The 18,551-nt window shown below is 47.0% G+C and carries 22 protein-coding genes; 13 read left to right on the top strand and 9 right to left on the bottom strand.

What is annotated here, in order from left to right; genetic code table 11:
• Positions 1-92 precede the first annotated feature (92 nt).
• The 9 genes from galE (at position 93) to tsf (ending at position 11,725) form a co-directional block, all read left to right on the top strand.
• The gene (gene galE, locus DWX59_RS15010; protein ID WP_117560006.1) at positions 93-1,109 is read left to right on the top strand and encodes a UDP-glucose 4-epimerase GalE; all 1,017 of its coding nucleotides are present in this window, start codon (positions 93-95) and stop codon (positions 1,107-1,109) included.
• 161 nt (positions 1,110-1,270) lie between these two features.
• A complete protein-coding gene (locus DWX59_RS15005; RefSeq protein ID WP_117560005.1) occupies positions 1,271-2,905 on the top strand; it encodes a putative DNA modification/repair radical SAM protein in 1,635 nt (544 codons plus the stop codon).
• Positions 2,906-2,924: 19 nt separating this feature from the next.
• Positions 2,925-3,719, top strand: coding sequence for a TIGR03915 family putative DNA repair protein (locus DWX59_RS15000; RefSeq protein WP_117560004.1), 795 nt, complete (start codon positions 2,925-2,927; stop codon positions 3,717-3,719).
• 210 nt (positions 3,720-3,929) lie between these two features.
• The gene (locus tag DWX59_RS14995) at positions 3,930-5,459 is read left to right on the top strand and encodes a YifB family Mg chelatase-like AAA ATPase (RefSeq protein ID WP_117560003.1); all 1,530 of its coding nucleotides are present in this window, start codon (positions 3,930-3,932) and stop codon (positions 5,457-5,459) included.
• Complete coding sequence (dprA, locus tag DWX59_RS14990; RefSeq protein ID WP_117560002.1) at positions 5,450-6,604, top strand: DNA-processing protein DprA; 1,155 nt, start codon at positions 5,450-5,452, stop codon at positions 6,602-6,604. Before DWX59_RS14995 ends, dprA begins: the two co-directional genes overlap by 10 nt.
• 50 nt (positions 6,605-6,654) lie before the next feature.
• Positions 6,655-8,760, top strand: coding sequence for a type I DNA topoisomerase (topA, locus tag DWX59_RS14985; RefSeq protein ID WP_117560001.1), 2,106 nt, complete (start codon positions 6,655-6,657; stop codon positions 8,758-8,760).
• Positions 8,761-8,914: 154 nt separating this feature from the next.
• On the top strand, positions 8,915-9,703 hold the full coding sequence (gene codY / locus DWX59_RS14980) for a GTP-sensing pleiotropic transcriptional regulator CodY (RefSeq protein ID WP_117560000.1): 789 nt from the start codon (positions 8,915-8,917) through the stop codon (positions 9,701-9,703).
• Between the two features lie 303 nt (positions 9,704-10,006).
• Positions 10,007-10,753 carry a 30S ribosomal protein S2 gene (gene rpsB, locus DWX59_RS14970; RefSeq protein WP_117559998.1) on the top strand — a complete coding sequence of 249 codons (747 nt, stop codon included), beginning with the start codon at positions 10,007-10,009 and terminating at the stop codon, positions 10,751-10,753.
• 36 nt (positions 10,754-10,789) lie between these two features.
• Positions 10,790-11,725 carry a translation elongation factor Ts gene (gene tsf, locus DWX59_RS14965; protein WP_117559997.1) on the top strand — a complete coding sequence of 312 codons (936 nt, stop codon included), beginning with the start codon at positions 10,790-10,792 and terminating at the stop codon, positions 11,723-11,725.
• Positions 11,726-12,210: 485 nt separating this feature from the next.
• On the opposite strand, the gene DWX59_RS14955 is transcribed toward tsf, so the two are convergent.
• From DWX59_RS14955 to DWX59_RS14920, 8 genes are all read right to left on the bottom strand, one after another.
• Positions 12,211-12,417: a hypothetical protein gene (locus DWX59_RS14955; protein WP_117559995.1), complete on the bottom strand. Its 207-nt coding sequence runs from the start codon at positions 12,415-12,417 to the stop codon at positions 12,211-12,213.
• A 28-nt stretch (positions 12,418-12,445) separates the two neighbouring features.
• The gene (locus DWX59_RS14950; RefSeq protein WP_235845062.1) at positions 12,446-12,712 is read right to left on the bottom strand and encodes a hypothetical protein; all 267 of its coding nucleotides are present in this window, start codon (positions 12,710-12,712) and stop codon (positions 12,446-12,448) included.
• A gap of 35 nt (positions 12,713-12,747) precedes the next feature.
• On the bottom strand, positions 12,748-13,047 hold the full coding sequence (locus tag DWX59_RS30010) for a hypothetical protein (protein ID WP_369910986.1): 300 nt from the start codon (positions 13,045-13,047) through the stop codon (positions 12,748-12,750).
• Positions 12,983-13,561: a GNAT family N-acetyltransferase gene (locus tag DWX59_RS14940; protein ID WP_235845061.1), complete on the bottom strand. Its 579-nt coding sequence runs from the start codon at positions 13,559-13,561 to the stop codon at positions 12,983-12,985. Before DWX59_RS14940 ends, DWX59_RS30010 begins: the two co-directional genes overlap by 65 nt.
• A 78-nt stretch (positions 13,562-13,639) precedes the next feature.
• Entirely contained in the window at positions 13,640-13,987 is a 348-nt protein-coding gene (locus tag DWX59_RS14935; RefSeq protein WP_117559993.1) for a hypothetical protein, read from the bottom strand.
• A gap of 96 nt (positions 13,988-14,083) precedes the next feature.
• Positions 14,084-14,281 carry a hypothetical protein gene (locus tag DWX59_RS29345; RefSeq protein ID WP_235845060.1) on the bottom strand — a complete coding sequence of 66 codons (198 nt, stop codon included), beginning with the start codon at positions 14,279-14,281 and terminating at the stop codon, positions 14,084-14,086.
• Positions 14,282-14,435: 154 nt separating this feature from the next.
• A complete protein-coding gene (locus tag DWX59_RS14925) occupies positions 14,436-14,780 on the bottom strand; it encodes a hypothetical protein (RefSeq protein ID WP_117560070.1) in 345 nt (114 codons plus the stop codon).
• Between the two features lie 53 nt (positions 14,781-14,833).
• Positions 14,834-15,316, bottom strand: a complete 483-nt coding sequence (locus DWX59_RS14920; RefSeq protein ID WP_117559992.1) for a hypothetical protein — start codon at positions 15,314-15,316, stop codon at positions 14,834-14,836.
• Between the two features lie 218 nt (positions 15,317-15,534).
• Between DWX59_RS14920 and DWX59_RS14915 the strand changes: the two genes are divergently transcribed.
• Positions 15,535-16,500 (top strand): IS91 family transposase, encoded by a 966-nt coding sequence (locus DWX59_RS14915; RefSeq protein WP_117559991.1) that lies wholly within the window; start codon positions 15,535-15,537, stop codon positions 16,498-16,500.
• A gap of 151 nt (positions 16,501-16,651) precedes the next feature.
• On the opposite strand, the gene DWX59_RS14910 is transcribed toward DWX59_RS14915, so the two are convergent.
• Positions 16,652-17,161: a GyrI-like domain-containing protein gene (locus DWX59_RS14910; RefSeq protein WP_117559990.1), complete on the bottom strand. Its 510-nt coding sequence runs from the start codon at positions 17,159-17,161 to the stop codon at positions 16,652-16,654.
• Positions 17,162-17,330: 169 nt separating this feature from the next.
• On the opposite strand from DWX59_RS14910, the gene DWX59_RS14905 reads away from it, so the two are divergent.
• Genes DWX59_RS14905 through DWX59_RS29335 form a run of 3 tightly spaced genes read left to right on the top strand, consistent with a single transcriptional unit; the run spans position 17,331 to position 18,498 of the window.
• The gene (locus tag DWX59_RS14905) at positions 17,331-17,960 is read left to right on the top strand and encodes a hypothetical protein (protein WP_117559989.1); all 630 of its coding nucleotides are present in this window, start codon (positions 17,331-17,333) and stop codon (positions 17,958-17,960) included.
• A gap of 17 nt (positions 17,961-17,977) precedes the next feature.
• Positions 17,978-18,268: a hypothetical protein gene (locus DWX59_RS29340; protein ID WP_227116785.1), complete on the top strand. Its 291-nt coding sequence runs from the start codon at positions 17,978-17,980 to the stop codon at positions 18,266-18,268.
• Positions 18,268-18,498, top strand: a complete 231-nt coding sequence (locus DWX59_RS29335) for a hypothetical protein (RefSeq protein ID WP_227116784.1) — start codon at positions 18,268-18,270, stop codon at positions 18,496-18,498. The genes DWX59_RS29340 and DWX59_RS29335 overlap by 1 nt, the downstream gene beginning before the upstream one ends.
• Positions 18,499-18,551: the final 53 nt, after the last annotated feature.

Raw genomic sequence — 18,551 nt, 5'->3', positions numbered from 1 at the left:
CCTTTATACTATTCATAGCAGGCAGGACCGGCGGTTTCATACCTGTTCTGCCTTTCTTGCGGTAACCAAGTGTTGATGAAGGAGGAAAAACAATGGCGATTTTAGTAACTGGAGGCGCCGGTTATATCGGAAGCCACACCTGTGTGGAACTGTTAAATGCAGGTTATGATGTAGTAGTAGTAGACAACCTTTACAATTCCAGTGAGAAGGCGCTTCAGAGGGTGGAGCAGATTACAGGTAAGAAGGTTAAATTCTATGAGGTGGACCTGTTAGACCAGCCTGCGCTTAAGGACGTGTTCGATAAGGAAACAATAGAATCTGTCATACATTTTGCAGGACTTAAGGCAGTGGGCGAGTCCGTGCATAAGCCTCTTGAATACTACCATAATAATATAACGGGAACCCTGATTCTCTGTGATGAGATGAGGAAGCATGGGGTAAAGGATATTGTGTTCAGTTCCTCCGCAACCGTGTACGGCGACCCGGCTGAGATCCCCATCACCGAGCACTGCCCCAAGGGTGAGATTACCAATCCATACGGACGTACCAAAGGTATGCTGGAGCAGATCCTTACGGATTTACATACGGCGGATGATGAGTGGAATGTGGTGCTTCTGCGTTACTTCAATCCCATCGGTGCCCATGAAAGCGGCCTGATTGGAGAAGATCCCAAGGGAATCCCCAACAACCTGGTTCCTTATATTGCACAGGTGGCTGTTGGAAAGCTTGAATATCTCAACGTATTCGGTAATGATTATGATACCCCGGACGGCACCGGCGTGCGTGACTACATCCATGTGGTTGACCTGGCAAAGGGACATGTCAAGGCTGTGAAGAAGCTTACCGACAAGGAAGGGGTCAGCATCTATAACCTGGGCACAGGCGTTGGATACAGCGTCCTGGATGTGCTTCATGCATATGAGAAAGCCTGCGGTAAGACACTGAAGTATGAAATCAAGCCGCGCAGGGACGGGGATGTGGCCGTATGCTACTCTGATTCCGCTAAGGCAAAGAAGGAACTGGGCTGGGTTGCTGAAAAGGGAATTGAGGAAATGTGCGCTGATTCCTGGAAATGGCAGTCCATGAACCCGGATGGATACAGGGACTAATTCAATACATGAAACAGGATGGCCTGGGGCCGGAGGATGAATCCGGCCCCAGGTTTTTATGTATAAGGATAAAAAGAACAGATGTTCGCTTCTGGGGTTGATTTTCGTGTCCGGATATGCTAAACTGTATAAACAAACATATGTTCGAAAGAGGCGATGCCATGTTAATACAGGAGAATCTGTCCGTTCAGGATAAACTTAAGATACTTACGGATGCGGCCAAGTACGATGTGGCCTGCACCTCCAGCGGCGTGAAGCGCAAGGGAAAGGCGGGAAGCATCGGGAATACATCAGAAGCAGGAATCTGTCACAGCTTTGCCGCGGACGGAAGATGCATATCCCTGCTGAAGATACTTTTTACCAATCAGTGCATTTATGACTGCAAGTACTGCGTCAACCGGTGTTCCAACGATGTGGTCAGGACGGCATTCACACCGGATGAGGTGTGCAGGCTGACCATTGAGTTTTACAGGAGGAATTATATCGAAGGATTGTTCTTAAGCTCCGGTATCCTTTATAATGCCAACCATACCATGGAACAGATATACGAGACTTTATATAAGCTGCGGAACCAGTGGTGCTTCAACGGATACATCCATGTCAAGGCCATACCTGGAGCGGATGCAGAACTGGTGGAGCGCACCGGGTTTCTGGCGGACAGGATGAGCATCAACCTTGAACTGCCCACCGCGGAGGGGCTTAAGAATCTGGCGCCGGGCAAGACGCGGGACAAGATACTTGCGCCCATGCGGCAGATACAGCAGGGGATTTCCGTATCCAGCCATTTGCTTGGGTATGACAGGGGATATAAGAAGCCATACAGTACGGAGCGTGCCGGGTTTGCAGGAGGCGCTGCCCTGATACGGCCGGAACTGGCCGGGGCGCCGGGGGCTGCGCTGGACAGGACCATATCCGCGGGAACCATGAAACAGGGAGCAGCCCGGGGAATGATAGGAGCAGCCCAGGGAATGGCAGGAGCAGCCCAGGAGGTGGCGGGCGGGAATCCGCTTAAGGATATGCACTCTGATTCCCATGTCGGTAACCACTCCAAAGGATTGAAAAGCCGCCTTGTGCTTCCTGCTTCCCAATATAAGAAGTCGGCATTCGTACCAGCCGGGCAGAGTACCCAGATGATTGTAGGCGCCACGCCGGAGAATGATTATCAGATGATGTCTGTCACCCAGTCATTGTACCGGAATTTTGGACTGAAGCGGGTATTCTATTCCGCCTACATTCCTGTGAATGAGGACAGCTGTCTGCCAAGCCTTCCGGATGGCCCGCCGCTTCTCAGGGAGCACAGGCTGTATCAGGCGGACTGGCTTCTGCGTTTTTACGGTTTCAGGGCTGAGGAGCTGCTCTCAGAAGACAGGCCGAATTTTAATGTGTTTCTGGATCCTAAGTGTGATTGGGCCCTGCGACATCTGGAAGGCTTTCCGGTGGAAGTGAACCTTGCTCCATATGACCAGCTTCTCAGGGTGCCTGGAATGGGGGTTAAGTCTGCTTCCAGGATTGTTGCCGCCAGAAGAAGCGGAAGACTTGGGTTTGAGGATCTGAAGAAGATGGGAGTGGTCTTAAAGAGGGCCAGATATTTCATCACCTGTTCCGGGCGCATGATGGAGGGGGCAAGGCTGGATCAGGATTATATTACAAACTGTCTTGTGGGAGATGAGCAGCGGGCCAGATGGGATATCGAACACAGGGACAGCTTCCGGCAGCTTTCCCTGTTTGACGATATGCATATGGAGATGCCTGTGACCAGAGATGACCACTATGCCGCTGCGGCCGGGCATTTTTAGGGTAAGGGAGGGATCTGCTATGACCATATATTTATGCGTGCCGGATTTTGAGGGGATTCTTTGCGGTGTATATGATGCGTGGATGAGCCGGAAGGGCCATGACAATGTGCGCCTGGAACTAAAGGGAACCTACCATGAACTGGAACTGTTCAGCGAGTATGTGGAGTCGGAATCCACCCACGGGAAGGCCCGGAAGGTAATTAACTCCGTGTGCGGCAAACTCTCCCAGGAAGTATATAAGAAGATATATGTTGCATCCTTAAGCCAGGATGCGGGGAGGGCAGACAAGATATACCGTTTCCTTGTACAGGCATTCAGCATTGGACCGGGAATCCTGGACCAGCTTCAGATTCCTGAGAGCTGTGAGATATTTGAACTGTGCCGCAATGTTTATAATGAGAACCATCTTCTGGTGGAATTCCTGCGGTTTTCCCAGGCATCAGGGGGTGTCCTGGTAGCAAGGATTGGACCCAAGAATGATGTGATGACCCTGCTGGCGCCCCATTTTGCGGACCGGCTTCCGGAAGAGAATTGGATTATTTATGATGAGAACCGGGAAAAGGCAGCGGTCCATCCCAGGGGAAAACCATGGATTCTGGTTAACCATCCGCTGGAACAGCCGGATGGGGACAGCATATGGCAGCTGTGTCTGGAGCAGGAAACAGATGAGCGGGAATACGAGGATTTGTGGATTTCCTTTTTTCACACCATTGCAATTAAAGAAAGGACAAACCCTGTCTGCCAAAGAAACCATCTGCCCCTGCGTTACCGGGCCTATATGACAGAGTTCAAAAGAGGAAGCACACCGGGATAACGACCATCAGGCGCGGCCTGGCAGCTGTTCACGCGTATTGAGATGAAATCAATCATGCCCCTTGTCTTTTTGTTGTTCTTTTAGTATAGTAATACTATCTGTATTTCATTGGAACAGGTATTTTCCTGTTCTGTCCAGAAATCATCCGGCGGGTATTTACGCCACATTCCAATTTGTTTTTTACCAAATCAAAAAGAAAGGGGCATATGGATGTTTACACAAATTAACAGCGGGGGCATTCGGGCTGTCCGGGGGTATGTTGTCTCCGTGGAAGCGGATGTTTCCAACGGCCTGCCGGGATTTTCCATTTCAGGCCAGCTGGCTTCCGAGGTAAGGGAATCACAGGAAAGGGTGCGCACGGCGCTGCGCAATTCCGGTTTCCGGTTCCAGGCAAAGAAAATCACGGTTAACCTGTCACCGGCCGGCATACACAAGGGAGGGACTGCGTATGACCTGCCCATAGCAATCGCGGTTCTGGGTGCGTTTGAACAGGCTGACACCAGGGGGCTTAAGGACAGCCTGGTCATTGGGGAACTGGGATTAGACGGCCGCGTGAAACCCATTAGCGGCGTTCTGCCGCTGGTGGATGCGGCCAGGGAATATGGGCTGAAACGCTGTTTCCTGCCCGCGGCCAATGCCATGGAAGGAAGGATGATTGAGGGCATATCAATCATCGGGGTGGAATCATTGGGCCAGATGGCGGTCATGCTTAGGCAGCCGTCATCCATAACGCCATACACGTCATCGATGGAAGGGGGCCGGTTGGAAGAAGTCTACGATGTGGATTTCAGGGATATCCGGGGCCAGCTGGTGCTGAGGCGGGCTGCTGAAGTCGCTGTCGCCGGCATGCATGGGCTTTTCATGAACGGAAGCGCCGGAACCGGCAAGACCATGGTTGCTAAAAGGCTTCCCACCATCATGCCTTCCCTGACCAGGGAGGAAGACATTGAGATATCTAAGATATACAGTATCTGCGGCCTGCTTCCTCCTGACCGGCCGCTCTTATCCCGCCGTCCGTTCAGGAGTCCCCACCACACCATTACACCGCTGGCGCTCACTGGCGGAGGAGCCCAGGCACGTCCCGGGGAGCTCTCCCTTGCAACCGGCGGAATCCTGTTCCTGGATGAATTACCCCATTTCAGCAGGGGGGCGGTTGATATTTTGAGGCAGCCTCTGGAAGAACATAAGGTCACGGTTACCAGGGTCCACGGCAGTTATGAGTTTCCGGCGGATTTCATGCTGGTGGCTGCTGCCAATCCGTGCCCCTGCGGTTTTTACCCTGACCGTTCAAGATGCAGCTGCTCAGAGCTGCAGATCCAGAGATATCTGGACCATATACCGCGGCCTGTCCTGGAGAGGTTTGATATATGTGTGGATGCCTCGCCCGTGACATATGAGGAACTGAATGGGACAAAAGGGAATGGTGAAGATTCTGCATCCATCAGACGCAGGGTGGAGATGGCCAGGAATATCCAGGCAAAGCGGTTCAGAGGGACTAAGATACGGTTTAACAGCAGGATGGGGATAAAAGAAACCCAGGCATACTGCACCTTGGGCCAGGAAGAAGGAACCTTCCTGAAAACAGTCTATGAGACAAAACAGCTCAGCGCCAGGCGGTACCACAAGATATTAAAGGTTGCAAGAACCATTGCGGACCTGGATGGATGTGCTTTCATCCGCAGGAAACATTTATCTGAAGCACTGGGTTATGGAATGCTGGAGGAACGGTTATGGGGATAGCACGAAGATGGGATGAGATGGAGTATGCCGCAGCCAGGACAGCAAGGGAAAAGGAGTTTCTTTACTGGCTGACCAGGTGCCCTGGTTTTGGCTCTGTTACAGTACAAAAGATATGGAATCAGGCTGAAAGTTTTGAGTCTGTATATTATATAGAAGGAATGGAACTATACCGCAGGGGAATCCTTTACAGTGCAAAACAATGTCGGGAATTTGATGCCTGGAAGAAACAGCTGGAACCCATGCGGGAAGAATATTATAACCTTGGAGAAAAAGGAATCCGGTATATTACGCCCCTGGACACGGAATATCCGGAGAGGCTCCGGCATATCTATGACTATCCCATGGGCCTGTATGTAAAGGGGGAATTGCCTGAGGACGGATATCCGTCAGCCGCTGTCATAGGAGCAAGGAATTGTACATCATATGGTAAGCAGTCCGCTGAATACATGGGCAGGGAACTGGCCGCACAGGGCGTACGGATTGTCAGCGGCCTGGCTCTGGGGATAGACGGGGCCGGCCACCAAGGCGCTATCAAAGGCAGGGGAAAGACATTCGCAGTATTGGGCTGTGGTGTCAATATCTGCTATCCAAGAACCAATTTCAGGTTATTTGAACAGATTCTGGAAAACGGCGGCATCCTGTCTGAATATCCCCCGGATGAAGAACCGCGTGCAGGTAATTTCCCTGCAAGGAACCGTATCATCAGCGGATTATCGGATATCATCCTTGTGATGGAGGCCAGGCAGAAGAGCGGTTCCCTGATAACGGCCCAGCTGGGATTGGAGCAGGGAAAAGAGATATTTGCCCTTCCGGGGCGGATAACCGATTCCCTGAGCGAGGGTTGTAATCATCTGATAAGGGCCGGCGCAGGGATACTTACATCACCCGCCGATGTTCTGGAATATATGGGCATTTTTTACGAAAAACAAATGATTTCTTACGAAAAAGCAGATAAGGGACTTGCCAAGTTTGAAAAAATGGTGTATAGTTGCCTAGATTCCGAACCCAGGCACCTGGAACAGATTGCCATGCAGACAGGGCTTCCTGTAAGCCAGTGCATGAGCACGCTCTGCGAACTGGAGCTGGGGGGATTTGCACTGCGGACCAACGGCCAGTGTTACATCCGGCGGATGACACAACCATAAGCATTATTACGTATTTATCAATATATGAATAGGGAATAAGGAGTTTTACAATGGCAAATTATCTGGTAATTGTGGAGTCACCAGCAAAAGTAAAGACCATCAAGAAGTTTCTGGGCAGCAACTATGAGGTGGATGCCTCCGGAGGCCACGTAAGGGACCTTCCCAAAAGCCAGCTGGGATTTGATGCGGAACATGACTATGAACCCAAGTATATCACCATCAGGGGAAAAGGGGATGTGCTTGCCAAGCTGCGCAAGGAAGTAAAAAAGGCTGATAAGATTTATCTGGCAACTGACCCTGACCGTGAGGGAGAGGCCATATCCTGGCATCTTATGAAAGCATTGAAGCTGGATGAGCAGAAGGGAAAAGATGTTTACCGTATCAGTTTTAACGAAATCACAAAAAATGCGGTAAAGGCTTCCTTTAAAACCCCCAGGACCCTTGATATGAATCTGGTGAACGCACAGCAGACCAGAAGGATGCTGGACCGTATGGTCGGTTACAGAATCAGCCCCCTGCTTTGGGCAAAGGTAAAAAGAGGCTTAAGTGCGGGACGTGTACAGTCTGTTGCCCTCAGGATGATCTGTGACCGGGAGGATGAGATCAACGCATTCATCCCGGAGGAGTACTGGAACCTGGAGGCTGATTTCCTGATGAAGGGGAGCAAGAAGCCTTTGGCAGCCCGGTATTATGGTTCCAAAGATACAAAGGGAGGAAAGGCCACCATCCGCAATAAGGAGGAGCTGGACCGTATCTTAAAAGAACTGGAAGGCTGCACCTATCAGGTAGAGGAAGTGAAAAAAGGAGAGCGTATTAAGAAGGCGCCGATTCCCTTCACGACCAGTACCCTGCAGCAGGAAGCATCCAAGGCCCTTAATTTTTCCACACAGAAGACCATGCGTCTTGCCCAGCAGCTGTATGAAGGCGTTGAGGTAAAGGGACATGGGACGCTGGGACTTATCACATACCTGCGTACGGATTCCACCCGTATTGCGGACGAGGCAGATGCAGCTGCAAGGGAATTCGTCAAGGGACATTATGGAGCGGATTATGTGGCCCAGGGCAGCCAGGCGAAAACGGATAATGGTAAAATCCAGGATGCCCATGAGGCAATCCGGCCAACAGACATTACGCTGACACCTACCATTGTAAAAGAATCCCTTCAGCGCGACCTGTTCCGTCTGTACCAGCTGATTTGGAAACGCTTTACAGCCAGCAGGATGGCCTCCGCTGTATATGAGACCACCTCCGTTAAAATCGAGGCAGGCACCCACATATTCACAACATCCGCCTCCAGGCTGACCTTTGAAGGATTTATGTCAGTGTATGTGGAAGCTGACGATGAAGAGGAGAAGAACCAGGTCCTTGGAAACCTGGAAAAGGGCATCACACTGAAGCTGGAAGAACTTAAGCCAAGCCAGCATTTTACCCAGCCGCCCGCCCATTATACGGAGGCTTCACTGGTAAAGGCCCTGGAGGAACAGGGAATCGGCCGTCCAAGTACGTACGCCCCGACCATTACCACAATCATTGCCAGGCGGTATGTTGTAAAAGAAAGCAAGAACCTTTATGTCACGGAACTTGGCGATGTGGTGAACCGCATCATGAAGCGCTCCTTCCCAAGCATTGTGGACCTGAATTTCACGGCCAACATGGAATCCCTGCTGGATAAGGTGGCGGACGGGACCGTTGCCTGGAAAACAGTGGTCAGTAATTTCTATCCGGATCTGGATGAGGCTGTGAAGATTGCGGAGCAGGAACTGGAATCCGTCAAGATTGCAGACGAGGTGTCGGATGAGGTCTGCGACCTCTGCGGCCGCCAGATGGTCATAAAGTATGGCCCCCATGGAAAGTTCCTTGCCTGCCCCGGATTCCCGGACTGTAAGAATACAAAGCCTTATTTTGAGAAGATTGGCGTACCCTGTCCAAAGTGCGGCAAAGAGGTGGTCCTTAAGAAGACCAAGAAGGGGCGTCTGTATTATGGATGTGAGGATAATCCGGAATGTGACTTCATGTCCTGGCAGAAGCCGTCCACCCAGAAGTGTCCCAACTGCGGCTCCTACATGGTGGAAAAAGGAAATAAGCTGCTCTGTTCCAGCGAGACCTGCGGATACCGCACAGATAAGAAGGATCAGCCGGACAGCATGGAAAAATAGAAAAAATAGTAAAACCGAATCGAAAATTATTAAAATCTTAAAATAATCGAAAACTTCAAAAAACTCTTGTTATTGCTTAAAAATTGTGTTAAAATTCAATTATTAGTAGAGTATTTTGGGGCGTTATACAAATTGGATAAGGAGGTTTTCGATTATGAGTGTTCAATTGTTGGACAAAACCAGAAAAATCAACAAGCTATTGCATAACAACAATTCTCATAAAGTGGTATTTAACGATATATGCAAGGTTCTAAGTGAGATATTGTTATCCAATATACTTGTCATCAGTAAGAAGGGAAAGGTACTGGGGGTAAGCATCTGCTCGGATGTGGATGAGATAGAGGAACTGATAGAAGACCAGGTTGGAGGATATGTGGATAAGATGCTGAATGAACGCCTCCTCAGCGTGTTGTCAACAAAGGAGAATGTAAACCTGGCCACCCTGGGCTTTGCAGAGGAGAATGTAAAGAAGTATCAGGCCATCATCACCCCTATTGATATTGCAGGAGAACGCCTGGGCACCCTTTTTATTTATAAGTCAGATTCCCAGTATGATATCGACGATATCATACTGAGCGAATACGGGACCACGGTTGTGGGGCTGGAGATGATGCGTTCCGTCAATGAGGAGAACGCGGAGGAAACAAGGAAGGTGCAGATTGTCAAATCAGCCATCAGTACCCTGTCATTCTCTGAACTGGAAGCAATCATCCATATATTTGAGGAACTGGATGGAAACGAGGGAATCCTGGTAGCCAGCAAGATTGCTGACCGCGTGGGAATCACCCGTTCCGTCATTGTGAACGCCCTTCGCAAGTTCGAAAGCGCAGGTGTGATTGAGTCCCGTTCCTCCGGTATGAAGGGAACATATATCAAGGTCCTGAACGATGTGGTATTTGACGAATTGAAGGCAATTAAGGCCTCCAACACAAATCTGAAATAATGCCCAATGACGCAGCAGCGTCATGTCTGACCACATTATATAACATAAAAAGCCAAAACAGAACGGCAGTTTGCAAAAAACACGTAAAAGTGCTTGCAAGCTGCTGCTTTTTGTGATATATTGGTAAGGCTGACAAAAAACACGTCTGTGGATTCTGCGGGACGGTGCCTGGAAGTATATTGGAAACCAGTATTAAACTGGGAATCAATATCCGGACAGGTCTTCCGGGAAATATGAGAAGCAGGCGGATGCGCCTGAACCACGTGAAACGCGGCAGGCTGAAAACCAATGGAGGTAAAGAACATGAGCGTTATTTCAATGAAGCAGTTACTGGAAGCTGGTGTACATTTCGGTCACCAGACAAGAAGATGGAACCCTAAGATGGCTCCATACATCTATACCGAGAGAAACGGTATTTACATCATCGACTTACAGAAGTCCGTGGGCAAAGTAGACGAGGCTTACAAGGCAGTATCCGACATTGCTGCTGACGGCGGCACCATCCTGTTTGTTGGTACCAAGAAGCAGGCACAGGAAGCTATCAAGGCTGAGGCTGAGCGCTGCGGTATGTACTATGTAAATGAGAGATGGCTGGGCGGCATGCTGACCAACTTCAAGACCATCCAGAGCCGTATTACAAGACTGAAACAGATTGAGACCATGTCAGAGGACGGAACATTTGATGTCCTTCCAAAGAAGGAAGTCATCGAGTTAAGGAAAGAGTGGGATAAGTTAGAGAGAAACCTTGGCGGAATCAAAGATATGAAGAAACTGCCGGATGCTATCTTTGTTGTAGATCCTAAGAAAGAGCATATCTGCGTACAGGAAGCACATACCCTGGGTATTCCGTTAATCGGTATTGTTGATACCAACTGCGATCCGGAAGAACTGGATTACGTTATCCCTGGCAATGACGATGCCATCAGGGCTGTTAAGCTGATTGTTTCCAAGATGGCTGACGCTGTAATCGAGGCGAAGCAGGGCGAAGTTTTAGAAGGCGCAATGGAGATTGAGATTTCTGCAGAGGCGTTTGAGGCAGCAGAAGCTTAATTAAAAAACTAAAACTTATAATTGGAGGAAAATGAAATGGCAGCAGTAACCGCAGCAATGGTAAAAGATTTAAGAGAAATGACCGGTGCCGGAATGATGGACTGCAAGAAGGCACTTGCAGCTACTGACGGCGATATGGATAAGGCCGTTGAGTTCCTGAGGGAAAAGGGACTTGCCGGAGCAGCTAAGAAGGCTGGCCGTATTGCGGCTGAAGGTATCGTGGCTACCGCATTAACCGATGACCATAAGAAAGCAGTTGTAGTTGAAGTTAACGCTGAGACTGATTTCGTTGCTAAGAATGAGAAGTTCCAGACCTATGTTGCGGATGTGGCAGCACAGGCGCTGGTTACAAGCGCTAAAGACCTGGATGCTTTCCTGGAAGAGAAGTGGGCTAAGGATGAGACACTGACTGTAAAGGAAGCCCTTGCATCCCAGATTGCTATTATCGGCGAGAACATGAACATCCGCCGTTTTGAGCAGGTTGAAGAGGCAAATGGTTTTGTTGCTTCCTACATTCATGCAGGCGGCAAGATTGGCGTTCTGATTGATGTTGAGACAGACGTTATCAATGATGAAATCAAAGATATGGCTAAGAACGTAGCAATGCAGGCAGCTGCATTAAAGCCAATGTTCACCAGCAGGGATGAAGTAAGCGATGATTACATTGCAAAAGAGACTGAAATCCTTACAGCAGCAGCTAAGAACGAGAAGCCAGATGCCAACGACAAGATAATCGAAGGCATGGTTAAGGGCCGTATCAACAAAGAACTGAAAGAAACCTGTCTGCTGGATCAGGTTTATGTAAAGGCAGAAGACGGCAAGCAGAGCGTATCCCAGTATGTTGCTTCTGTAGCCAAGGCTAACAGCGCCAACATCAAGGTGAAGAAGTTCATCCGTTTCGAGACAGGCGAAGGTCTGGAGAAGAAGAACGAGGACTTTGCAGCAGAAGTAGCTAAGCAGATGGGGATGTAATTGTTCTGTTGATGTACCACTTAAAATAGGCACGTTGGCCCACAAAACAGTACTATTTTGGGGCTAAAATATCAAAAATAAGGACCTAAGGTATGTGAAAACCATACTTTGGGTCCTTTTTGCGTGCCTTGAATCTCCCAGGCCCCTTGTCCCGGCACCCCCCGGGGTCATCGGCCGCTTTTTCCGGCATCGGGCCATTCTGCCGCTTAAAAAGGGGAGAAGATTGGAGGGCAGCCTGTTGTTTTGTTCCAGATTCTTTTGGCATCTGTACATCCTGTCAATTAATGCTTATGAGATGTAAGGAATGACCTCTTAAACCTATCGGATTTTAAAAATGCAAGGGCCTGCTGATAGTCATACCCATATATTTTCAGAGCCTTATAACAGAATAAAAGGCCGGCTTGACTTTCCTTATTCAGCATGCTGATTTGTTCTAATGTATCATGTGAGTCCATTAAAAGCCTTCTTTCTTATATCTATATCCATTAGCCCACTTTATTGAAAATGACCGTCTGCTCCTTCATGGATATCTTGCCGACCTGATAGCCGTAGTCTGTCAGTTCCTTTTTATAATTCAAGAAAGAGTGGTCTATGGGAATGCCTGCAATCTCCTGTATCTCCTCAAAGGTAAGCTTGAACGAATGGCTTCCGTTTTTCTGTACATATTTCCATAGGGCGTTATATTTGCTCATTGTTCTGTATCTCCTTTTAATTTTGCAATCAGTTAACAGGCAGGCCGCCGACCATTCGGACAAAACCTTCACTCCATTTCAACGCGCCTAATTTCCATCGGATCACAGTCCATTCTGCCCGTTGGTATTTCTTCTTCATGACCGGAAGTTCTGCGTCCGCCTGTTCTTCTGTGAGGAAGCATGGGCTTTCGATGATGTCTGCCTCATCGAGGTTTTCATTTGTGTTCCATCCCTGTAGCGTCCATAAGTAATCGGATATCCTGCTGTTGAAATCACCAATAACATCTTTCTTCACGATACGGTATGTACAGGGGAAATCGCAAAACCCTTTTATATTTTTAAGATAGTGCAGGGCAGTATCTTCAGCTTGCTGTTCGGTTTCAAATAGGCCAATGTAAAAATCCTCTGAATACGGGGGAATCCATCTGCATTATATTCAGAATAAGTCAAATGGAACATATAATATATGTCTGTGCCTCCGCCATTATCAGCCAGATACAGGACATCATCATTTGAATCGCATTTGGCTACTGCCCATATCTGTTTATTATAGAGGAAATGATTCCTACCGATTTCTTTCTTCAGTATAGCTACAAATCCAGTATTGCCATTCAAATTGAGCTGATAAATAGCAGTATGTCATACCAAGCTTTTGCATGACGTTACCGCTTCTCGGATTGTTTCTGTCATGTGTTGCTGTTATATAGGGCAGTCCATCATTTTTTACATGTTCCACGACGGTTTTTCCTGCCTCGGTAACAATTCCCATATGCCAGAATTCTTTTCTAAGCCCGTAATCAAAATCATGGTGTTCTTCCATATCAACTTTAATATAGCCGATAGGATGATTATCTTTTTTCAGACAGATAGCATACGCATATCCTTGTGGCTGTGCATATTTTGAAGCATATCTCTCCTCATAAATCAACATTTCACTGGAGAAGTCTATTCCCCAATTATCAAATCCATACTCCATAAACGGTACAAGAAAACGTCCGCTGCCACACAGAGCTTCTAAAATTTTGTCCCCTTTTTCCGCATACGAAACATAAAAGTCTAATTCATCTTGTGTTGCTTTCTCATGTAAAATCTCATACATCTCCGTACATAAGCTGCCATAATAATTTTGTCTTAATTGATTCATTCTGGTACCTTAAATCCTGATTTTCAAACAATTCTACTTTTCGATAAACCCCTGCTTAACGCCTATATGGACTGAAAGTTACCAAAACAATTCATAACCAGCTGTTTTCAAGATTTCTAGTCCATTCAGATAATGATAACCGGTCAGGTTGGATAAATCTGCCTGTTTACTACATTGTTGTATTATCTGGGAAATGAACAATGGCTGGTTCAAGTTTATGCTCACTCGCTGCCCCTGAAAGACAGCGGGCAAACCGCTGTTGAGCAGGAAGTGCTCCTTAATTGGGAAGTTTATATGCAGGGTTGCTTTGGGAAAAGCTTTTGCGGTTATCAACAGGTATGGAAAATTTTGATAGTCATAACCATCATATCGGAAGAGCCACATATATTCTGAATTATCCACTATGATTTTTCTGAATTTTCCCATTATGTGTAGTTCCTTTCATTGGCTTATCTTCATCTCCTGATAAATCCTGTTTCATTCACATCCGGCAGAGAGCGTAGAAGCATGTCCAATCCGCCATTAGCCCCATAGGCCTAATATGTCAAAATCGATGCACTCTAAATCCCTAACCTTTTCCCAGTCCCGCTCTAAAACAATACCATCAATCTGCAGGGCTTTATACAATTCATCCAACGATTCAAAATTATATTCGCCGCTTATTTCTTCCGGGGCGCCGCACCGTTGAAAGGAGCAATGGTCATCATAAATTATAATCATGTATTCATTCGGGTTGTCATGAAAGCATAAGCGTAATTCTGACTCAAAACCATATTCATGGATGCTTTTTGATAACAATCCCTTTATATCTTCAAATGTGCAATTGGTCATTTTGTCCACCATTTTTTCGGTTGCCAGTCAACATGAAAAGGCGCTATTTATCTGGAAATTCTTTAATGATGTGTATTTCCCCAATGATATGCTTATTAAATTCGCCCAGTTTTTCGGCTGGGACCCATAACTCCTTATGGTGCGCGCCCCCGACCTGATGGACTTCAAACTGTCCGCAATATTGGTCGTCTACCTCAAACTTTGTGACATAACCTCTGTGGTCCTCATTATATTTTACATTCCAGCCGGAAGCAATCTCAGTTGCGTACTGTTCGTTAAGTACAGGATAAAAAATAGGCTGGTCCGCTAACCTTGGCGGAAATATTCGATAATTGCTTTCCCTAATTAATTCTAGTTCTTTCGTACCGACAGGTCTGTATAAAATCATTTTGCCTCCTAATGCTTTTAGTTCCAGTTCGATAAACTGAAATTTATCTTTTTTCATTCACCTCTTCTACGACCGAATAACACAAAAAGGAAGGGAACTAAAAACCGCAGCCATCCAATCGCAGAAATCGAAATTTCAAAATGTTCCTTTAAGTAGAAAGAAAGTTCCGAGAAAAAGCCGGTCCATTCCAACGGCTGTCCCAAGTACATAAATACAACCGCAGTCGGTCCCGTTGTTGCTCCTATGAGGACTTGGATAAGAGGCAGTATCAAACCATAAGCAGAAACAACAGCGGCGGAAATAAATATTTCCTTTCTCGACTGTTTTCGAAGCAAAAGCATTCCGCCCAATATCAAAACCGCCGCAAGGATTCCTAAGCTAGTCATCAGTGATACCCGACTGTCAATCACACCGGGTTCGATTACACCAAACTGAATCACAATTCTTACATAAATTGGAGTATAGAGAAATCCGGCAATTACTGCAACCAAAGGAACTCTCCAGATACTATTCTTGTATTTTTTCAAATTTTTCATAAAAGCAATCCTCCACAAATTCCGATTGAACAAAATCGCTGCGCGATGGCCTGCCAAGGCTGTGGCGCAGTTTATATTTCCAAGAATCAATAAAAAGCAGTGGAAAATACTTCTGTAATTCGGTATTGTTAAGTTACCACACAAAAGTATCTCCATGTCAGCAACAAATCTCTTCTCGGCATTAAGAGTCCCTTTGACAGACCGGAGGGAAACCGGAAATGAGTGACAGATGTACCATACAGGATATTTTCAATCAGTTCTATCCATCCTATGAACTGTCTCACAAGCTTTCAGCGGTACAGCGAAAAACTGCCTACAGTATCATGAACTGCAAGACCGGAGCATTCGGAGTGAATATCAGTGTCTGTGAAGAATGCAGCACGGTTACCATTCACCATAATTCCTGCAGGAACAGGTACTGTCCCATGTGTCAGGAATTCCCAAAGGAAAAATGGGTCGATGCCAGAAAAGAAGATGTTTTGGATGCACCTTACTTTCATGTCGTATTCACAGTACCGGAGGAGTTGAACCCTGTCATCTACAACAACCAGAAGCCGATTCGCGTGATTTCCAGAGTATTCCGGGGTAAGTATCTGATGGAACTCAAACAGCTTTGGACAGACCAGAAACTTGAATTCCACGGTACCTCCCAGAAATACCAGAATCATTATGCCTTTAAGGAACTCCTTGACATCTGCTATGGGAAAGAATGGAGCCCCTACTGTAAAAAGACCTTTCAAGGGGCGCAGGCAGTAATTCAATACCTGGGGAAGTACACACACCGGATTGCGGTCAGCAACCACAGGATTATACATATGGATGAAAAATCCGTTACCTTTGCGGTAAAAGATTATAATAATGCAGGGCAATGGAAGGAACTGACGGTATCCGGTGAAGAGTTTATCCGCCGTTTTCTAATGCACGTGCCACCGAAACGGTTTGTCCGAATCCGTCATTATGGTATGCTATCCAATAAAAACAAGCTCAAAAAGCTTACGTTATGCAGAAATCTTCTGGGCTGTAAAAAATACATCTCCAGATTGAAATCACTTGATGCAGCAGCAATGATTAAACTTATATATCAGGTTGATGTCTGTAAATGTAACGCTTGTGGCGGACATCTGGTTCCTGCCTCGGCTGAATATGCCTGCGGACGCAGGTCAGATGGACCTATGCGATGTTAAAGCACTGCGAATGAATACTTTTTAAAGCTTCCTCACTGGAAGTTTTATTGCCATGCAAAAAAACACTTGGTTCATAGTTAATTGCGAAAAAACCAATTCGGATATGATATTCTTATTGGATAAGCCCAAGTATTGCTTCTCCATAGGGAAGTCACTTATCTATCCGGACGCGCTTTGGGTCTAATTTTATATTGATAGCTTTGCGTCGAATGGCAAAGATAATGTCAATCGCCGGCTGCTTTTCCGTACTTCTTTCTGTGTGATACTCATATTCCAAATTTAATGCTTCAAAGGAACTTGTGGGCAGCCATTTTGTATAGAAATATTGTTTTGCCTCTCCAATAGAAGCACCCCACAAAAAGCCCAATTTAGGTTTTACTGTGATTTTGGCGTACTCGCTGGCTGGGAGGACGTAGCTTTCTAAACCATCCTTGTTAATCTCACTGCCAATAAACAATTCAAAATCGCGGCTTTGCTCATTGTAATTTCTGGACAGAACAAAATAGGGTAACACCTTCCCCTCCGGCATGGAAACCACGGCATGATACTGTTTAGACAGAGCCTTTATATCTTTGGAAATTGTTTTATCATTTGACTTTTGCCATATTCCGTATATTGTTTGTTGCTCGATATATTCTATGTTCACTTCTAAACTTGACATTATTATTTCTTCCTCCAAATCCCGATTCGTTTAAGAAACACTATCAGCTTATAAAAGTATAGCATGTGCGTCTGGATTCTACAATGCTTTCCCTGCCCATCTGCCAGTTGCCGCATCCACTCGCCATATGATATAATTTATCCTATTAAAGAACGGAAGGGGCAGCGGTATGCCTGCATATTTCAATCTATCGGTTCAGTTCAGAAGGGATGCCCTTTATCCCACGTTTGTGAAGGATTTCTATACGGAGCTTGATAAAGCGGGGATGAAATTCTTTTCAGGCTATTGGGGATATGAGGAGGATTCATTAGAAGAAACCATTGAATGGAACCAGCGGAAACTGGAAGCGGATTTTAACCTTGGATTCACGGAACACTGTTCTCATGATTATAAGCAGGTGGTGTATAAGCTTAGTGGTTATTCCGAGGTTCGGGGATTCTGGATGAACAATTACCCGGAGGACGGGGAGTTCACCTATGAAATCATCATACCGGAATCGGATGTCCTGGCGAAAGGATATCCTGTCAGCTTTAAGGAAGAGAGAATTGAGGAACTTCTGGGATTCTCCAAAAGGGTATGGCAATTCCCTCCTGTCAGGGCTATACAGACGGGCCTGGAGATTGAGGATGACTCAACCAGCCTTGCAGAACTGGCACAGGGAGGATGCCCGAACGCCTGGCCTTTTGCCATCGTGGAGGAGCTTGGGGCCTGCCATGAGGATTCCGTGTATGACATTCAACCCATAAGCAAGGGGAAGAAGGGGGTTCTGTTTTGGCGTACAGGAACTGACAATGAATAGAAAATGAGGAGGATATTATGATATCAGCTTTTTGGGAAATGTTCAAGCCGCTTTACGCAGTGGATACATTGGAGGGATATACGGAGAATGAAATTGCATATCTGAAGGAGCTGTTCGGTTCCCTTCCACGGGTGCTGGAGGATTATTACCGCGCCGCCGGACGGACAAAGGCGTTCCACTGTGTCCAGGACACATGGATGCTGCCGGAACATTTCCAGAAGTGGGAATGGCTGCGGGAACCGGATTACTTGATCCTTCTGAATGAGAACCAGGGTGTCTGCGCGCCGGAATCCGCAGGGAGGATTTGATGCTTCCGGACCCACCGGTTTATGTGACGGAGGATGATAAAAACTGGGTCCTTTGCGGCATGCGCATTACCCTCTATAGCAATGAGCCGGACAACATGGTGGCCGTCATGGACTGTGGAGGCTGGGGGATGCATGGAGACGGGGAACTGCAGATGCTTTATGGGGCGGCAAGTGAAGCGTCATATGCAAGCCTGATGTGTGTCCTGGAAGGCGTTGAGGAAGCGATATAATCTGATGTTTGGATGGGATAGTTTGGTTATGGTCTTCTGTATTTAATAAGCAG

It is taken from the genome of Enterocloster aldenensis (assembly GCF_003434055.1).
Classification (GTDB): domain Bacteria; phylum Bacillota; class Clostridia; order Lachnospirales; family Lachnospiraceae; genus Enterocloster; species Enterocloster aldenensis.
Note: the sequence above shows the minus strand (reverse complement) of the source record. Positions and strands in the feature narration are given on the sequence as shown.